Annotated in this window: 19 protein-coding genes; 11 read left to right on the top strand and 8 right to left on the bottom strand. The window is 46.5% G+C overall.

The annotated features are described in order from the left end of the window. Positions 1-86: 86 nt before the first annotated feature. The 4 genes from Q0389_RS11050 to Q0389_RS11035 form a co-directional block, all read right to left on the bottom strand. The gene (locus Q0389_RS11050; protein WP_298694148.1) at positions 87-800 is read right to left on the bottom strand and encodes a site-2 protease family protein; all 714 of its coding nucleotides are present in this window, start codon (positions 798-800) and stop codon (positions 87-89) included. 3 nt (positions 801-803) lie between these two features. Beyond that, entirely contained in the window at positions 804-1,712 is a 909-nt protein-coding gene (locus Q0389_RS11045; RefSeq protein ID WP_298694147.1) for a DUF2167 domain-containing protein, read from the bottom strand. A 111-nt stretch (positions 1,713-1,823) separates the two neighbouring features. After that, a complete protein-coding gene (gene ybaK, locus Q0389_RS11040) occupies positions 1,824-2,306 on the bottom strand; it encodes a Cys-tRNA(Pro) deacylase (protein WP_298694146.1) in 483 nt (160 codons plus the stop codon). After that, complete coding sequence (locus tag Q0389_RS11035; protein ID WP_298694144.1) at positions 2,303-2,890, bottom strand: TetR/AcrR family transcriptional regulator; 588 nt, start codon at positions 2,888-2,890, stop codon at positions 2,303-2,305. Before Q0389_RS11035 ends, ybaK begins: the two co-directional genes overlap by 4 nt. 142 nt (positions 2,891-3,032) lie before the next feature. On the opposite strand from Q0389_RS11035, the gene Q0389_RS11030 reads away from it, so the two are divergent. From Q0389_RS11030 to Q0389_RS11015, 4 genes are read left to right on the top strand one after another with little or no spacing between them, the layout of a single operon-like run. Next, positions 3,033-3,563, top strand: coding sequence for a hypothetical protein (locus Q0389_RS11030; RefSeq protein WP_298694143.1), 531 nt, complete (start codon positions 3,033-3,035; stop codon positions 3,561-3,563). Positions 3,564-3,615: 52 nt separating this feature from the next. Next, positions 3,616-4,149 carry a pyridoxamine 5'-phosphate oxidase family protein gene (locus tag Q0389_RS11025; RefSeq protein ID WP_298694142.1) on the top strand — a complete coding sequence of 178 codons (534 nt, stop codon included), beginning with the start codon at positions 3,616-3,618 and terminating at the stop codon, positions 4,147-4,149. A gap of 28 nt (positions 4,150-4,177) precedes the next feature. Next, positions 4,178-4,636, top strand: coding sequence for a hypothetical protein (locus tag Q0389_RS11020; protein WP_298694141.1), 459 nt, complete (start codon positions 4,178-4,180; stop codon positions 4,634-4,636). 13 nt (positions 4,637-4,649) lie between these two features. Continuing rightward, on the top strand, positions 4,650-5,162 hold the full coding sequence (locus Q0389_RS11015; RefSeq protein WP_298694140.1) for a GNAT family N-acetyltransferase: 513 nt from the start codon (positions 4,650-4,652) through the stop codon (positions 5,160-5,162). A 28-nt stretch (positions 5,163-5,190) separates the two neighbouring features. On the opposite strand, the gene Q0389_RS11010 is transcribed toward Q0389_RS11015, so the two are convergent. Both Q0389_RS11010 and Q0389_RS11005 read right to left on the bottom strand, forming a co-directional pair. Further along, entirely contained in the window at positions 5,191-5,757 is a 567-nt protein-coding gene (locus tag Q0389_RS11010; RefSeq protein ID WP_298694139.1) for a hypothetical protein, read from the bottom strand. A 97-nt stretch (positions 5,758-5,854) separates the two neighbouring features. Continuing rightward, positions 5,855-6,751 carry a DMT family transporter gene (locus tag Q0389_RS11005; protein ID WP_298694137.1) on the bottom strand — a complete coding sequence of 299 codons (897 nt, stop codon included), beginning with the start codon at positions 6,749-6,751 and terminating at the stop codon, positions 5,855-5,857. A gap of 125 nt (positions 6,752-6,876) precedes the next feature. Between Q0389_RS11005 and Q0389_RS11000 the strand changes: the two genes are divergently transcribed. Beyond that, entirely contained in the window at positions 6,877-7,419 is a 543-nt protein-coding gene (locus Q0389_RS11000) for a YbhB/YbcL family Raf kinase inhibitor-like protein (protein WP_298694135.1), read from the top strand. On the opposite strand, the gene Q0389_RS10995 is transcribed toward Q0389_RS11000, so the two are convergent. Next, positions 7,416-8,147 carry a pirin family protein gene (locus tag Q0389_RS10995; RefSeq protein ID WP_298694133.1) on the bottom strand — a complete coding sequence of 244 codons (732 nt, stop codon included), beginning with the start codon at positions 8,145-8,147 and terminating at the stop codon, positions 7,416-7,418. The genes Q0389_RS11000 and Q0389_RS10995 overlap by 4 nt on opposite strands. Positions 8,148-8,324: 177 nt before the next feature. On the opposite strand from Q0389_RS10995, the gene Q0389_RS10990 reads away from it, so the two are divergent. Beyond that, complete coding sequence (locus tag Q0389_RS10990; protein ID WP_298694132.1) at positions 8,325-9,194, top strand: DMT family transporter; 870 nt, start codon at positions 8,325-8,327, stop codon at positions 9,192-9,194. 4 nt (positions 9,195-9,198) lie between these two features. Here the strand turns inward: Q0389_RS10990 and Q0389_RS10985 are convergent, their stop codons facing one another. After that, positions 9,199-9,474, bottom strand: coding sequence for a hypothetical protein (locus Q0389_RS10985; protein ID WP_298694131.1), 276 nt, complete (start codon positions 9,472-9,474; stop codon positions 9,199-9,201). A 294-nt stretch (positions 9,475-9,768) separates the two neighbouring features. Between Q0389_RS10985 and Q0389_RS10980 the strand changes: the two genes are divergently transcribed. The 5 genes from Q0389_RS10980 to Q0389_RS10960 are packed head-to-tail and all read left to right on the top strand — an operon-like array spanning position 9,769 to position 14,910. After that, positions 9,769-10,197: a MarR family transcriptional regulator gene (locus Q0389_RS10980; protein WP_298694130.1), complete on the top strand. Its 429-nt coding sequence runs from the start codon at positions 9,769-9,771 to the stop codon at positions 10,195-10,197. 6 nt (positions 10,198-10,203) lie between these two features. Beyond that, positions 10,204-11,640: an efflux transporter outer membrane subunit gene (locus Q0389_RS10975; RefSeq protein ID WP_298694129.1), complete on the top strand. Its 1,437-nt coding sequence runs from the start codon at positions 10,204-10,206 to the stop codon at positions 11,638-11,640. Beyond that, positions 11,627-13,789 carry an FUSC family protein gene (locus Q0389_RS10970; protein WP_298694128.1) on the top strand — a complete coding sequence of 721 codons (2,163 nt, stop codon included), beginning with the start codon at positions 11,627-11,629 and terminating at the stop codon, positions 13,787-13,789. Before Q0389_RS10975 ends, Q0389_RS10970 begins: the two co-directional genes overlap by 14 nt. Then, positions 13,780-13,980 carry a DUF1656 domain-containing protein gene (locus Q0389_RS10965; RefSeq protein ID WP_298694127.1) on the top strand — a complete coding sequence of 67 codons (201 nt, stop codon included), beginning with the start codon at positions 13,780-13,782 and terminating at the stop codon, positions 13,978-13,980. Before Q0389_RS10970 ends, Q0389_RS10965 begins: the two co-directional genes overlap by 10 nt. Positions 13,981-13,989: 9 nt before the next feature. Then, complete coding sequence (locus tag Q0389_RS10960) at positions 13,990-14,910, top strand: HlyD family secretion protein (RefSeq protein WP_298694126.1); 921 nt, start codon at positions 13,990-13,992, stop codon at positions 14,908-14,910. Positions 14,911-14,997: the final 87 nt, after the last annotated feature.

The raw sequence follows: 14,997 nt of genomic DNA, 5'->3' as shown, positions 1-14,997 counted from the left end.
GCGAAATAGACATAGTATGACTTTTCATGGTCTCTCCTTGTTATATTGATGATGAAATTGTAACGAATAATGATACGGAATGCAAATCAGTACCCTTTTCCTAAAATTTGATGAATATTGTATGTCATAGCCGCCAAAAAGATGACCAAGGCCATATAATACAAACTGTACATCAAACGATTTTCATCACTGATCGTATAGTATCGCTTATTCTTTTCATCCTCAGGATCATAATTCCATGCCAGTTTCAATTGCGGAAAAGCCAAAATAGCCAATACAATCAACATCGGACTGGGAAAAAAGAAGAAAAAGCCTATCAATAAAGGTACTCCCAAAAACCATATTCTAGGAGTCAATACGGCACTGATCCGTCCACCGTCAAGCGGGGAAATCGGGATCAGATTAAACAAATTAATAAAAAACCCTGAATACGCCAATGCCAGTAATAAATTACTGTCATACACCCGCGATAGATAATAGACGATTAAAGCGGCAAATGTTCCCACAAACGGACCTGCAAAACCGATATATGCCTCATTTTCTACATCAACAGGTTGTTCTTTCAGAGCTATCCATGCCCCGATAAAGGGGATAAATGTCGGTACTCCAACATTCACTCCACGTTGTCTTGCAGCCATATAATGTCCCATTTCATGAATAAAAATCAATAAAACAAATCCTATCGCATACCACCATCCAAATATAAATGAATACGCAACGATAGAGATTAGCATACTGCCGCCCGTTATGAATACTTTACCAAGTTTACCTGCGGCGAGAAGTGCCAATAAGGTTTTCATCTGCTATCCGTTTAGCTCATTGGAATTGGTATCGCTCGCCTTTTGTTTGGCTTTATGTTTTTTATACCAATATCCGCCCCCGAACAATGTTATAGCAATCACTTTGCCGAATTTCACCAAAAATGCGGCAATCAATGCAATCAAACCGAGTTTTTTAGCTGCTACTCCTGTAATCAACGCAGCCAAGCCGTATTCTGCTATTTTATCCGTGGCTAAATTGACATCGCTGTACTTTTTACCGTCGCTGAAATGGAGTTGATCGATTAAAGTTTTGCTCGTCGGTTTAAGCGCTTCTACCGACGATAACGCCGTAATGAGATTCAAACTGATATACCCTTGCCGACCTAGAACGAGAGTATTGTAATTGACTCCTTCCGCTTGATTGTCAGGAACCCCTTTTGCTTTTGTAGCAACAGACCATATCACTTCATGCGAATCATTATAATACATAGGGGTCTGTACCCATCCCGCTACATCAACCTCTGGAATATGTCGCTTTGCACGTTCTTCATTAACATGTTCCGCATTTTCTTTCATATTTTGGAGCATCTCATCCGTATTCCAGTTCTTGGCATCGTCATCTTTAATATACCCGGCATCAGTATAGTTAACGGTAATAAACCACCATGTATCAGCCGATTCCGGCATGATCAAACCATTAAACCCCTCACCAACCGAATTTCCCATGGCTCGCATGATATTAGATGCTTCAGGATTTGGTATGAATACAAATTTAGCCGGCAATTCAAGCGTTGCCTGATCGAAAATCTCAATTGTCTTAGGCCCTGTTATCATGACTTTTTCAGCCGCTGAAATAGCCTGTTGCAATTCACCTTCATACGTTTCTTGACCTAATAAAGGGAATACCATTAATAAAAACATCACTACAAATCGGCTCATACGCGATTTCATTTTTTTCCTTTATTTTCAGCTAATCATAATCAATGATTAACATTTAATAATAATGAAAAATAAATATAACGTTATTGAGATAAATTTATTCTGATATTTAAGCTGATATTGTTATTTGGCTTTGGCTATATCACCTAAAATAGCAAACATCCCATCCGTCAGTTTCATCAAGTCCATAGAAGAAAGCTCGATTTCCAAACCTCTGCGCCCCGCACTGACATAGATCGTCGGGAAATGTTCAGCTGTAGCATCGATAAATGTTTTAAGCCTCTTTTTCTGCCCCAGCGGGCTAACCCCTCCGAGGATATATCCGCTGCATCGCTCAACATCCGCACCGTTTGCCATCTCTGCCTTTTTACCCCCTGCGGCTTTTGCGATATGTTTCATCGAAAGCATAGACAAGACGGGGATCACAGCCACGGCCATCTGTTTTGCGTCGATCATGACAACAAGCGTTTTAAACACCCGTTCGGGAGGAACTCCCAGTTTTTCCGACGCTTCCTCTCCGTATGAAGCACTGTAAGGGTCATGAGTATATGAGTGCAAGCGATAATCGATCTTCGCTTTCTTGGCGACATTGACGGCGGGTGTCATGAGAGGCGCTTCTCCGATTCGAACCCGCGGATATACTCGATCAACATCTCCACCGAATCAAAATAATCTTGAGGATTGCCAGATGCTTTTGCCGAGAGAAGTGCACCTTCTAAAGTCGAAGCGGTAAAAAGAGCCAACTTGGCGGTATCGCAGGCTTTTAACTCACCGGCTTCGACCGCTTTGTCAAAAATAGTTTTAAAACCCATCCGAAAATGAGCATAAATCTCTTTCATCGTCGCATTAAAATCTTCATCCACATTAGACATCTCTTGAACAATATTCGCAATCGGACAGCCCCGTTTAAAATCCCGTCCTTCGCTCTCACGTATGACGGCAAAAAAGTTTTCCAAATAACCGCCTTTGCCGTTTACAATCGACTGATAGCGAAGATCGAAACGTTCGTCGATTTTTTCACATATCGCTGCAAGCGCCATCTCTTTTTTGTTGGCGAAAAAATGGTACATAGAACCTTTATGTACCCCTGCTTTTGCCAGGATATCGTTTAAGGCTGCACCCTGATATCCGATGGAGTAAACCTCGTCGAAAGTGGCATCGATCAGTCTTTGTCGCGTATTTTCTTTCATGTGATTGCTATTACCTAAAGCTTTCCGTATCCATACGGAAGATATATAAACGTAATTGTATCATATTGCACTTGACTGATTGGTCAACATAAAGTATAATGCCACTTGACCAAACAGTCAACATCATCCAAAAGGATACATCATGCCTCTTATTCAAACCATCGCACCCGAAGAAGCCACAGGTGAGTTAGCCGAACTCTATGCAACGATCATAGCTGCACGTGGAAGCGTCAGCAACAGCGCACAGCTTTTTAGTATTTCTCCCGAATTACTGCGCCATCAGTTGTCGTTTATCGGCTATTACATGAATCATCCTACGTTATCGATGCCGCTGTTAGCCGCGATCCGTATCATGGTTTCCAGCGCTGAAGAGTGCCGGTTTTGTATCGATTTCAATACCGGAATGCTGGTCAACATGGCGGGATGGACATTGGATCAGGTCGCTGCAATGCGCCAAGACCCTAAAACTGCCAATCTGCCGGAACGCGAAGTTGCAATGCTTTTACTGGCGATCAAAGCTATCCGTCTTTCACATTCGATCAATGAGGATGATTTGAATGCTTTGCGTGCGATGGATTGGGAGGACAAAGATATTTTCGATGCAGTCAATCACGCGGCGCGGATGCTTGCCAGCGATATTATGTTAAATACGTTCAAAGTGGAGAATGACTAATCATTTATACGAAGCTTGATATACTCTTGCTACGATTAATTGGAGAAAGAATATGGGAAGCCAAAGTAGATCATTAAACGAAGATGACAAAGCCTTTATCGCAGAACAAAAGATATTTTTCATCGCCAGTTGCAGCGGTAAAGAGGTAAACCTTAGTCCCCGCGGATATGACTGCTTTCGTGTCACCGGAGACAACGAAGCGATATTTCTCGACTACGCCGGAAGCGGTAACCGTACCGCACGTGACATCGAAAACGGCGGCGAAGTAACGGTCGTATTTTGTTCCTTCGGTCCCAAACCTCAAATTCTCCGCCTCTTTTGCAAAGGAGAAACCATCGACCGAAGCGATGAAGCGTGTCGAAATCTTTTTCCCTCGGATGACTTACGCGGTATGCGACGGTTTGTCAAACTCCATATCTACTGCGTCGAGCACAGCTGTGGAATGAGTGTCCCGCTGTATGAGTTTAAAGAAGAGCGCAAAACCATCAAAGCATGGTGTGCTAGAGATGCTGACAACGGCAAAGTCGATGAATACATCGCCGATCACGCTATTCCTGCTGATCTAAGCGAGTACCGTTGGAACTGATACTGCTAGCCCTCCACTCATGGTTTCGATGGCTGGTACTTATCAGTTTAGTCTATGCCCTCTATCGCGCCTATCGAGGGTGGTTGTACATAAACCGTTTACGGTATTTGAGAACCGTGTACGCCATAACACCGCAACGATAGCCCATATCCAGCTCATCCTCGGCGTGTGGCTCTACCTCATCAGCCCTATCACCACATTTTTTATCCATCATTTTGCTGACGCTGTCCATATCCGGGAAATTCGTTTCTTCGGAATCGAACACAGCTCCACCATGCTGATCGCGGTTCTCCTCATCACCGTCGGTTCGGCACTGGCAAAACGAAAAAAGTCTGACAGAGATAAATTTAAAACCATCGCCATTTGGTTTACTATCGCCCTTTTACTCATACTCGCTGCGATTCCGTGGGAGTTTTCACCGTTGGTCAGCAGACCGTATTTACGAGGGTTTTCTCCACTACATTCAAACTATTTTTCATTCTTTTGATACAATCTCGTCCATGAAATTCGCTCACGCCAAACCAAACGACATCCCTACTCTAACCTCCCTCCTAAACCGCTCCTATCGCGGTGAGAGTTCCCGCGCGGGATGGACGACCGAAGCCGATCTCCTGAGCGGTAAACGGATCGATGAAGCAGGAGTATCGGCACTTCTAAACAATCCCGATTCGTATTTTTTTATAGCCTTCCAAGAAGAGACGATCGTTGCCTCTATCCATGCCTATCGTGAAAACAACGCCGTTCATTTCGGTCTCTTTGCCGTCGAGCCGACCATGCAAGGAAGCGGAATCGGTAAACAGCTCCTCGCCTATGCCGAAACCGAAAGTATGAAACGGTGGAAGGTTGATACGGCAGTGATGGAAGTGATAACCCTGCGAAGCGAATTGATCGAGTATTATGAACGCAGAGGCTATGTCAGGACAGGTGCGACGATCCCGTTTCCCGAATCGGGGTTATGGGAAAAAAGGGTCGATTTTCTGGAGTTTTCCGTTATGGAAAAAAAGCTGGCATAAATCTCTTACATCAACCTGCTGAAACTTTCTAAGATATCTGAGAATCTTTTTCTGCACTCTGCGGTGCAGCATTGGCTGCACTGATCATCATTTCCAAAAGAGTGGCATTTCTTGTGTTCACACCGTTTTTTTCATTCTCCTGCTTACTGTTTAAAATATCTGCGGTTGCAATTGCCTGAGCGTGGGATACATCCTTCTTGTGCTCTTCTTTCTCTTTCTCTTCAGCCGCTTTTTTGGCCGCGATCATCTCCGCAATAAGCAGTTTTCGGTAATCATTAACCACGTTATCGATATTGATGGCATATCTCGGATTGTTATCTTTTTCATTTTGCAATTTTTGGCGCAGAGTTTCAACCAGAGTTTCGATCTTCTCTGCATTCAAATCACTTAGAAATTTTGCTGCCCCTTCTCTCGATAAATGGGATTTAAACTGTGCCAGTGCCTCATCGGTGCTGTTGATTTCATCCCGAGACTGATAGGCGACTACGGGGACGAATCTATCGATAGCTTTTCGATAGTCTGCCGATATACTGGTATCGACCACACTCTCTGCAATCGGAGGATGAATCGATTTTAATGCCACAGTCACTGTCATAATGAACTCCTCTGCATAATATAAATATATACAAGCAAAATCCGTTCTCTTTTGTGATATTTCTCACTTTTGCGTAGACCAAAATAAAAAATGGTTTCTATTCTCTGAAAAAAACCGATTTCTTCGTATTAAACAAAAAGACTGCGACAAATGCGAAAAGGCATCCGATCGCCGTGGAAAGTGCCAATCCTTCGCCGTAAACGATCCAGCTCGATACGATCGCCCCGATCGGGACGATAAACATAAATACGCCGGTACGATGTGCCCCTACTTTGCTCGCGGAGAGAAAATACAATGCCGTACTGAATGTCCCCGGAACGAGTCCGATAAACACAATCGTCCACCAGAACGTGCCGTCATAAGCACCGAAATCAAACGGATGATACGGCAATGCAAAGAGCATGTTGACGAATCCCGTGATACCGAAAACAACCAGCGTATAAAACATGGGATCGGCTTGCTTCGACGCTTTTTGCGACACAATCGTCACTAACGCCCAGACGACGGCACACCCTAGGAAATAGGAGCTCTCGATATTTAAAAACGCAAACCCTTCCGTCGGAACGCGCAAGAGGATAAGCGCGCCGAATACTCCGATGGAAAGAGCCGTGATCTGACGCGTGGAGACCTTTGTTCCCAATATTCCGATCGACATCATGTACGTGAAAAGCGGAGCCAGAGCCGTCACCATCGTCCCTCCGTATCCGGCCTGTCCGTGGGACAATCCGGCGAAGAAGAGATAATTGAACAGCGATGTCAGCATCCCCGCAACGAGCATATAAAGCCATCCCGCACGATTCGTCATCAAAGGCGTTTTGAGATACCAAATTACCGGGATAATCGTAATAAACGATACGGCATAACGCCAAAATGCCGCTACTTCCGCATTGGAGTGATGAGCCGCTACTTTGCCCGCCGTCCATGCAACCCCCCAAAAGAGCATTGCGATGATCATTCCGGCATAATACCGATTCGTATTTTTTGCGTCGCCCATAGGAGGTTTGCCTTTCTGTGTAGAGTGGCGAAAGTCTATCCCCTCTTTGCTTAGAGAGCGATAGAGACTATAATAGTATTGTTAAAACGGTGTACAACCGCCTATACTTCACATAAAGGGATACCATGCGTTTACTTCCTGTCGTTTCGACTCTACTGGTGGCGGGCTGCTCCGCACTTTTTGCCGGAAATTTTACCCTTCACAGCAACGATCTCTCCGGTCAGCTCACCAAAACGCAAGAGTTTGCGGGATTTGGATGCGACGGACAAAATATCTCTCCGGAGTTACATTGGAACGACGCTCCGAAAGGGACGAAAAGCTTTGCCGTCACGGTCTATGATCCCGATGCCCCGACCGGAAGCGGCTGGTGGCACTGGGTCGTGTTCAATATCCCCGCTTCGGTGACATCTCTCCCATCAGGTTTCGGAGATACGGCTAAAAAACAGATGATTCACGCGACGCAGAGCGTTACCGACTACGGTAAAACGGGATTCGGAGGGGCCTGCCCTCCTAAAGGGGATCGCCCCCACCGCTATCTATTCACAATCCATGCCCTCGACATCGAGCATCTCGATCTGGATGAAAAAGCCTCTCCCGCATTGGCAGGCTATATGATCAACGCCCACTCCCTCGGCAAAGCGGCTATCGTCTCCTATTACGGGCGCTAATCCTCTCCCACGGGGGGAGCGTTATGCATCGGGAGATCAAACAGCAATAGTTGTGCTTCCCGATCCGTCGTGATCTCAAACGACTCTTCTCCCAGAATTTGCAGTTCGTCCCGCGCTTTTAGTGTATATCCGCACGCTTCCAGTTCGCCGCTCATCACCAATAGTAATCTTCCGTGTCCCGGTTTGCAATTATCCGAAACGAGAGTGTGTCCGATATACAGATGCGCTTTTTTGATACAGGCATCCTGACGTATCGCTAAAGAACCTTTTCGTCCGTCTCCGCTGACCAGCAATTCCCACCGATTCATACTTTCCGCATCGCATTTATGCTGTTCGTAGCGGGGGGTTAGCCCTTTAGTATGAGGATAAATCCATATTTGAAACAATTCGGTCCGATCCTGATCGGAAGGGTTGAACTCCGAATGCTCCACGCCGCTTCCCGCAGACATATACTGAATCTCGCCCGCGCTGATGATACCGTGGTTTCCTTCCGAGTCTTTATGCTCAAGCATACCGTGAGTCACGATCGTGATAATCTCCATATCGCGATGAGGATGCATGCCGAAACCGGAACCCGGCTCGATAATATCATCGTTAATCACCCGCAAAACACCGAATCCCATTCTCTCGCGGTTATGATAGTCGGCAAAACTAAAACTGAACCGACTGTGAAGCCATCCGTGTTCGGCTATTCCCCGTTCATGGGCACGATGGAGAGTCACTTGCATTCTATCCCCTTTTTATCATGGATCTATCTGCTCAACTACTGCGGATTTGGGTAATCCTATTGGATTGATTATACATTAAAAGAGACACTTCCGATCTATTCATGCTAGAATTCCCGTCATGATAATCCTACCTTACTATCACGTTTTTACACATTGTCAGATTCAAAAGCCTCTTCGATGAACGATACCCGCCGCGGCATCGGTCTGATGCTCATAGCCTCTTTTTTATTTGCTTTGACAATGGTGTTCGCCAAACTCCTCTCCCACACGATGGGATCGGTTGAAGTGACGTTTTGGCGCAATGCCTTCGGTTTGCTCCTCATCGGTGCCATGATCCTCAAAAAACCGATTAACAATATCGGAGGCAAACCCTATACTCTGATTTTTCGCGGTGTTATCGGTACGATAGCCCTATTGGCTTTTTTCTACACCATCAGCGCGACAACCCTCTCCAATGCGATCGTATATGCCAAAACCGAGCCTATATTCACCGCGATTCTCGCTTTTTTTCTGCTGGGCGAAACCCTCAAACGTAATGCCATTTTTGCTATCGGGATCGGTTTTATCGGGGTAGTATTCCTCAGCGGGATGCATTTTGATTATATCCATTTGATGGGGCTTCTGACCGGCTTGTTCTCCGCATTGGCCTATACGAGCGTACGGAGCTTGAAAGCCTACTATGACGAGCGAATCGTCGTCTTGTCGTTTATGGCTTCGGGTGTAATCATCCCCGCAGGATTGATGATACTCTCACCCTACGTCAACTCGGAAACTTTTGCCTTTGCCCTGTGCGAATTCGTAAAACCCTCAGGGATGGAATGGTTATGGATCATGTTGATGGGAGTGGCTGCGGCGTACGGACAAATCTATATGACGCGTGCCTATTTTTATGCCAAAGCGGGAATCGTCAGTACCGTCAGCTATTCGGTCGTTTTGTTCGCATCTTTATTCGGAATCATCCTCGGAGATCTTCTCCCTGCCCCGATGACGATTGCGGGGGGAGTTTTAATCATCCTCAGCGGCCTCATCCTCTCACGGACAAAATAGAAAATTACAACTTGATTTTATCGGCGATCTCATCGCCCAACTCATCGAGAGGCATCTTTTCATGGCTTTGGATGATCTTTTGTTTTTTAGTCTCGCTCTCGTTTGTATCCTGCTTGATAGGAGCGGTCTCTTTTTCTTCGACCTTTTCAATCGGTTCAGGACTTTGCGTCGTTGTATTGACGTCTGTTTTCCCCCGATTTTCCAGATATTCATCGAGAAAAAACGCTTTAAACATGATAAACGCGACGGCGGCTAATATGAAATAGACAAATAAACGCATATTATCCCTTTTTTCTATCAATAATTATATTCTTCCTATAGTAACAAATTTTTGTGAACGAAAAGGGCATTTTAGTGAACCGTTCACCATGTTTGTGTTTTTAAAAGCCATCAATTGCGTATTTTCGCTCTATCTTCATCCGTACGGATATCTTGGAACATCCCTATACTTTATACTAAATTGTTATGCTATCCATAAAAGAACAAATATACTTATCAACATAATAGTTATCATAATAACTATTTAAGGTTCACTGCTCTACAATCCCGAATATTTTTCGAGGGGGAGGATATTATGGGCTTTGCATCAGACAAGTCGATCGGCTTTTTAATAGCAAAAGCGAGAAATGTACTCAAAAACGAATACGAAAAAGAGCTGAAACCCTACTCTTTGTCGTATGCTCATCGGATCATACTGATCCGGTTGTGTGAAAAAGACGGTCTGACTCAAAAAGAACTGGCTCAGGATACCTATTTCGAACAATCCAATTTGACGCTAATGCTCAATACCCTGGAACAAAAAGGGTTGGTAGAGCGTGTCCAAAAAGAAAATGACCGTAGAGCCTATCTGATCAATATTACTCCTAAAGGGAAAAAGCTGAAAAAGCCGCTGATCCAAATGGGAGAACGTATTATGGAAAAAGCCCTAGAGGGTATAAATGAAGATCACAAAGCGGAGCTGACCGATCTGCTCCAATCGATTTATGAAAATCTACAAAAGTAAACTACAATGAAACACTTCAGTTTTATGTTCCTTGTGTTGCCGGCACTCTTAGTGACCGGATGCGTACCGGCGATCCAAAAAGCCGCCCCTATGGCAGACAATACTATCACCGACGATTTGGAAAAATCACTCACCCTTTTCAACGACTCGGACGGACACCTCGTAAGCGATTGGTGGAAAGGGTACAACGATCCTCAACTCGATACATTGATGGACAAAGCGCTCGCGAATGCTCCGACACTCAAAAGTATCGAAGCCCGCTATGCTCAGGCAAACACTATCATCGCATCCGTCGAATCGCGGAATTTGCCGCACCTCTCTGCCGATGCGAGCGTTATACGAGAACGTTTCAGTCTAAATCATATTTTCCCTGCACCGTTGGGAGGTAACTATCATACCCAATACCAACCGTCGTTAGTGCTCGATTATGATTTTGATTTTTGGAATGCCAGAAGCTCCCGTATCGCCGCCGCCAAAAATCAGGCTATGGCACAGAGAGCCTCTATCGAAGCGGCAAAAGTCGCTCTTTCTAACGCTATCTGCGCAGCCTATCTCTCCTGGAATTACGACGAACGCAAACTGGATGTTTTGCGTTCTTTGGAAAAAACGGCAGCCGAAGAGCTCAAAATCGTCCAAAAACAGCAGCGTTTGGGATTGATCGACGCGACACAGATTAATGTCCAAAAAAGTGCTCTGTCGGGAATAACGCAACGGATTGCCGAGCTCAAACGTACCGTCGAAGGGAAAAAAGAGTCTATCTGCGTTTTAGGAGGATTTCTCCCCTCCTATGCCGATACCCTCAAAGCGCCGAGTATCAACAACGCCTTCGCCGTCCCGTTGCCGAAAGAGATTCGGATGAACCTGTTAGCCCATCGTGCCGATGTCGCAATCACAAAGTACATCGCGTTGAGCAAAAGCCACTCGATCGATACGGCCAAAGCACGATTTTATCCCGACATCAGTCTCTCGGGATTGCTCGGATTCACCTCGTTTAGTTGGGCAAAGCTGTTTGATAACTCATCCTATAGCCCATCCGCCGGTATCGCACTCTCGCTTCCGTTATTGGACTGGGGAGAACGTAACGCCAACCTGCAAAACAGCGTGAGCGACTACAATGCCTCCGTCTATGACTATAACGATGCCGTTATCAAAGCGGCGAACGAAGTGGTCGTATTGCTCAAACAAACCAAACTGATCGAGTCGCAAATCGACCTCCATCACGATGATATGAATGCCAAATACGCCAATGTCTCGATCCGACGCAAACAGTTCTCACTGGGACTGAGTGATAAGCTTCCGCTTCTATCGGCAAATAAAACAGCCTATGAGAGCGAGTTGGAGGCGTTAAGTCTGGATGAGGCCAAAGCACAGCTGCAAATCGGCCTTATAAAAGCTCTCGGGGGCGGTTATACCGATGCAGGAGAGAACAATGCAAGCAAATAGTGCCTTTCTCGCCAACGTAAAAAGTTTTCCATGGCAACGGGGATTTTATGAGTGGTGGTCCAACGATGCGCCGACACTTATTTATATGGCAAAAGCGACGCTTGCAGGGCTATTGGCGTTATGGATTTCGATGACGCTGAATCTACCCGATCCGCGGACGGCAATTTTTACCGTTTTTATCGTTATGCAGCCTCAAAGCGGTCTGGTATTTTCCAAAAGCTATTACCGCGTACTAGGGACGACGGCAGGTGTGGGGATGTCTCTGGTTTTAATGGGGATGTTTGCGCAGGATCCGGTATGGTTCATCTCGTTTTTTGCCCTATGGATCGGGATTGCTACGGCTGCGGGATTTAAATACCGCAACTTTCAATCCTACGGATTCGTTTTGGCCGGATATACGATGTGTATCGTTGCCCTCCCCGTCATCGAAACGCCGCTGGATATTTTCGAAATCGCGACATCCCGTTTTTCGGAAGTTCTTGTCGGTATTATCTGTGCGACGCTGATCAGCGATATCATCTTTCCGCGCCGTCTGCTCGATTCGTTGATCGCCAGCGAACGCGAACGATTCGTCAACGTTATCACGACGTTAGCCGATCCTAGAGAGGTATTTGCACCGATCAGTGAATCAAACGGCGGAGTTGCCCGATTTTCCAGCGGGGTCGTCGGTCTAAACGCCGTCCGTATCAACAGCAGTTTTGAGAGCGGGGCCGATCAAAAAGAGCGTCAGCACTATCAGCATCTGAATCATCAGTACATGAACCTCTCGACGACGTTTCATTCACTAAAAAGTATCCTCACGGCGATTAAAATGCGTGGAGGAAAAGAGGCGTTTGCGACCTTGGAAGCGTTATACGAACCTATCGCAACGGCGCTAAAGACCCTCCCCGCTTCGCCGATGACACCTGAGGAACTCGAAGGTGTCGTACAAAAGCTCTTGGAAGTCAAAAACACGATTCAAGAAGATTTTGAGACCAAATACGCCGCGATCCGTGAAACGATGGATGAAGAGTGGGAGGATCAATTCACCTCCGCAGGGTATCTGATGATCCGTTTGCTCGATGAGCTCCACAGCCATTGTGCCACCTATCTCTCGCTTCTCAAACACCGTATGTCGGGAAAAACATCGCTGGAACTTAGCCGTGCGGTACGGTTCTCTACCCACACCGACAATGTCCTCGTCGGACTGGCCGCTTTACGCGGAAGCGGAGTGTTGTTAGTGACCATGATGTTCTGGATTTGGACGGCTTGGCCGTTTGCCACCTTGACGATCACCTTGGCGGTCGTTATCGGATTGCTTTTGGGAACGTTGCCGAGTCCGCTGGACGGTGTCGTCAACTTTTTCAAAGGGGCGGTACTTGCCCTGATGCTGGCAGCTTTGTACGATTTTTATCTGATACCGCAATACACCTCGGACATGCTGACCCTGAGCTTGTTGATCGCTCCGGTTCTAGCCTTTGTAGGGTGGATGACAACCAAACCGAAACTGGGGATTTTCGCATTCGGATTCGTCTTTATGTTTATGAGCCAATGCGCCCTCGATCCGTATTACAAAATCGAGCCGACCAAATTTATGGAGGCGTCCTTGGCGTCGCTCATCGGGATTATGTTCGGCGGATTAGCCTATCTATTGGTCAATTTCTGGTCGTGTTCTCTGACACAGCAGCGTGTTGCGAAGATTCTACGCCGTCAGATCGTCAATCTATGCGACGGATCGATCGGTGTGGAACGCAGTGCCCTGGAGAGTACCGGACGCGATCTGGTTCAACAGTTCTCGACCCAGGGGCGTTTGAATATGCGTTCAAGCCGTCTTGTGTATGAGTGGCTCCTCTCGACACTGGAGATCGGACGGGCAATTTTGGCCATTCGTCGAAGTCAGCAACGGCTGTACAGCCATTATCGCCATCCGAAAATCGAGGCGTCGCTACTGTGCATCAAAAGCTTTTTCGATGCTCCGTCTCTAGAGCTGAGAAAGACGCTGCTGCAAAGTCTCTCGGAGACGATCCGAATGCTGCGCAATGAAAATATACCGACGGAGAATATACAAATGAAACGGATGAAAAATTTGATCACCGAACTGGCGCTCATCCATACCGTTTTGCAAAACGATCTCTCTTTACCGATCGCTACGGAGGATTCATGCCGTTAGATATCACTTTGTTCGGTATCCAAATGCCGACGTTGCTTCCTATCTTCGTCGTTACGGCGATATTGCAGATTTTATTGGATCGGTTGATGTCGGATGCCGGCGTGTATCAGCATGTATGGCATCCGGGGCTGTTTCGGACGGGAATTTTCGTCTGTTTGTTCACCATTCCGTGTTTAATGATTTACCGTTAAGGAAATATTATGAATAAAAATAACCGATATACGAAGCTTATCCGCTACGTCATTACTTTTTCAGTCGTCTCTTTGGCCGTTTTTCTCGGTCTGATGCTTTGGCATAACTATATGAACAGCCCATGGACACGTGACGGGCGCGTCCGCGCCGACGTCGTCATGATCGCCCCGGATGTCAGCGGACTGGTCTCACAGGTAAACGTCGTCGACAACCAATTCGTCCACAAAGGGGATATCCTCTTTGAAATCGACAAAGAGCGTTTCAAACACGCCCTGCATGCCGCCGAAGCAATTGCGCAAACGCGCAAAGCCGAATACGACATGAAAAAACACCAGGCCGCGCGCCGCAACGCCGCCGATAACGACGTCGTTTCCGCCGAAAACCGTGACGATACGTCGTTCGATGCCCAAATGGCGTATGCCAAATATCAAGAAGCAGTCGCACAGGTCGAAACGGCGAAACTCGATTTGGAACGTTCCAGCGTACGCGCTTCGACGGACGGATGGGTTTCGAATCTCCTCCTTCGTAAAGGAGATTATCTCGATGCCGGAGAAAAACACATGGCGATTATCACCGCCGGATCGTTTTGGGTATACGGGTACTTCGAAGAGCATAAACTCTCTTTGATCCATATCGGAGATGCGGCGGAGATGAAAATGCTCGGCACCAAATATACCCTCAAAGGGCATGTCGAAAGCATCGCCAGAGGGATCAGCGACCGCGATAACTATACCGACGGTCGCTTACTCGCGAACGTCAATCCGATCTTTACCTGGATCCGTCTGGCACAACGTATCCCCGTACGTATCCATATCGACAGCATTCCCGAAGGGATGGTTCTCTCTGCCGGGATGACCTGTTCTGTCAGTCTCCATCCCAACAAAGCCGGTGTGGCCACACCGGCTACAAAGGAGACACCTAAAAAATAATCGCTATTTTTAGGGTCATTTTTTAGTCAAAACGGCCCATCTGAAGGTCAATCGAGTGTCTCAGGACAAGCAACTATATCATTTAAC

This window comes from uncultured Sulfuricurvum sp. (assembly GCF_937936435.1).
Taxonomy (GTDB): Bacteria; Campylobacterota; Campylobacteria; order Campylobacterales; family Sulfurimonadaceae; genus Sulfuricurvum.
This window is presented reverse-complemented; position numbering and strand designations above follow the sequence as displayed.

Coding starts and splice junctions, on each gene's coding strand:
- Q0389_RS11050 (WP_298694148.1), bottom strand. CDS start 800: ATGAAAACCTTATTGGCACTTCTCGCCGCAGGTAAACTTGGTAAAGTA.
- Q0389_RS11045 (WP_298694147.1), bottom strand. CDS start 1,712: ATGAAATCGCGTATGAGCCGATTTGTAGTGATGTTTTTATTAATGGTA.
- ybaK (WP_298694146.1), bottom strand. CDS start 2,306: ATGACACCCGCCGTCAATGTCGCCAAGAAAGCGAAGATCGATTATCGC.
- Q0389_RS11035 (WP_298694144.1), bottom strand. CDS start 2,890: ATGAAAGAAAATACGCGACAAAGACTGATCGATGCCACTTTCGACGAG.
- Q0389_RS11030 (WP_298694143.1), top strand. CDS start 3,033: ATGCCTCTTATTCAAACCATCGCACCCGAAGAAGCCACAGGTGAGTTA.
- Q0389_RS11025 (WP_298694142.1), top strand. CDS start 3,616: ATGGGAAGCCAAAGTAGATCATTAAACGAAGATGACAAAGCCTTTATC.
- Q0389_RS11020 (WP_298694141.1), top strand. CDS start 4,178: ATGGCTGGTACTTATCAGTTTAGTCTATGCCCTCTATCGCGCCTATCG.
- Q0389_RS11015 (WP_298694140.1), top strand. CDS start 4,650: ATGAAATTCGCTCACGCCAAACCAAACGACATCCCTACTCTAACCTCC.
- Q0389_RS11010 (WP_298694139.1), bottom strand. CDS start 5,757: ATGACAGTGACTGTGGCATTAAAATCGATTCATCCTCCGATTGCAGAG.
- Q0389_RS11005 (WP_298694137.1), bottom strand. CDS start 6,751: ATGGGCGACGCAAAAAATACGAATCGGTATTATGCCGGAATGATCATC.
- Q0389_RS11000 (WP_298694135.1), top strand. CDS start 6,877: ATGCGTTTACTTCCTGTCGTTTCGACTCTACTGGTGGCGGGCTGCTCC.
- Q0389_RS10995 (WP_298694133.1), bottom strand. CDS start 8,147: ATGCAAGTGACTCTCCATCGTGCCCATGAACGGGGAATAGCCGAACAC.
- Q0389_RS10990 (WP_298694132.1), top strand. CDS start 8,325: ATGAACGATACCCGCCGCGGCATCGGTCTGATGCTCATAGCCTCTTTT.
- Q0389_RS10985 (WP_298694131.1), bottom strand. CDS start 9,474: ATGCGTTTATTTGTCTATTTCATATTAGCCGCCGTCGCGTTTATCATG.
- Q0389_RS10980 (WP_298694130.1), top strand. CDS start 9,769: ATGGGCTTTGCATCAGACAAGTCGATCGGCTTTTTAATAGCAAAAGCG.
- Q0389_RS10975 (WP_298694129.1), top strand. CDS start 10,204: ATGAAACACTTCAGTTTTATGTTCCTTGTGTTGCCGGCACTCTTAGTG.
- Q0389_RS10970 (WP_298694128.1), top strand. CDS start 11,627: ATGCAAGCAAATAGTGCCTTTCTCGCCAACGTAAAAAGTTTTCCATGG.
- Q0389_RS10965 (WP_298694127.1), top strand. CDS start 13,780: ATGCCGTTAGATATCACTTTGTTCGGTATCCAAATGCCGACGTTGCTT.
- Q0389_RS10960 (WP_298694126.1), top strand. CDS start 13,990: ATGAATAAAAATAACCGATATACGAAGCTTATCCGCTACGTCATTACT.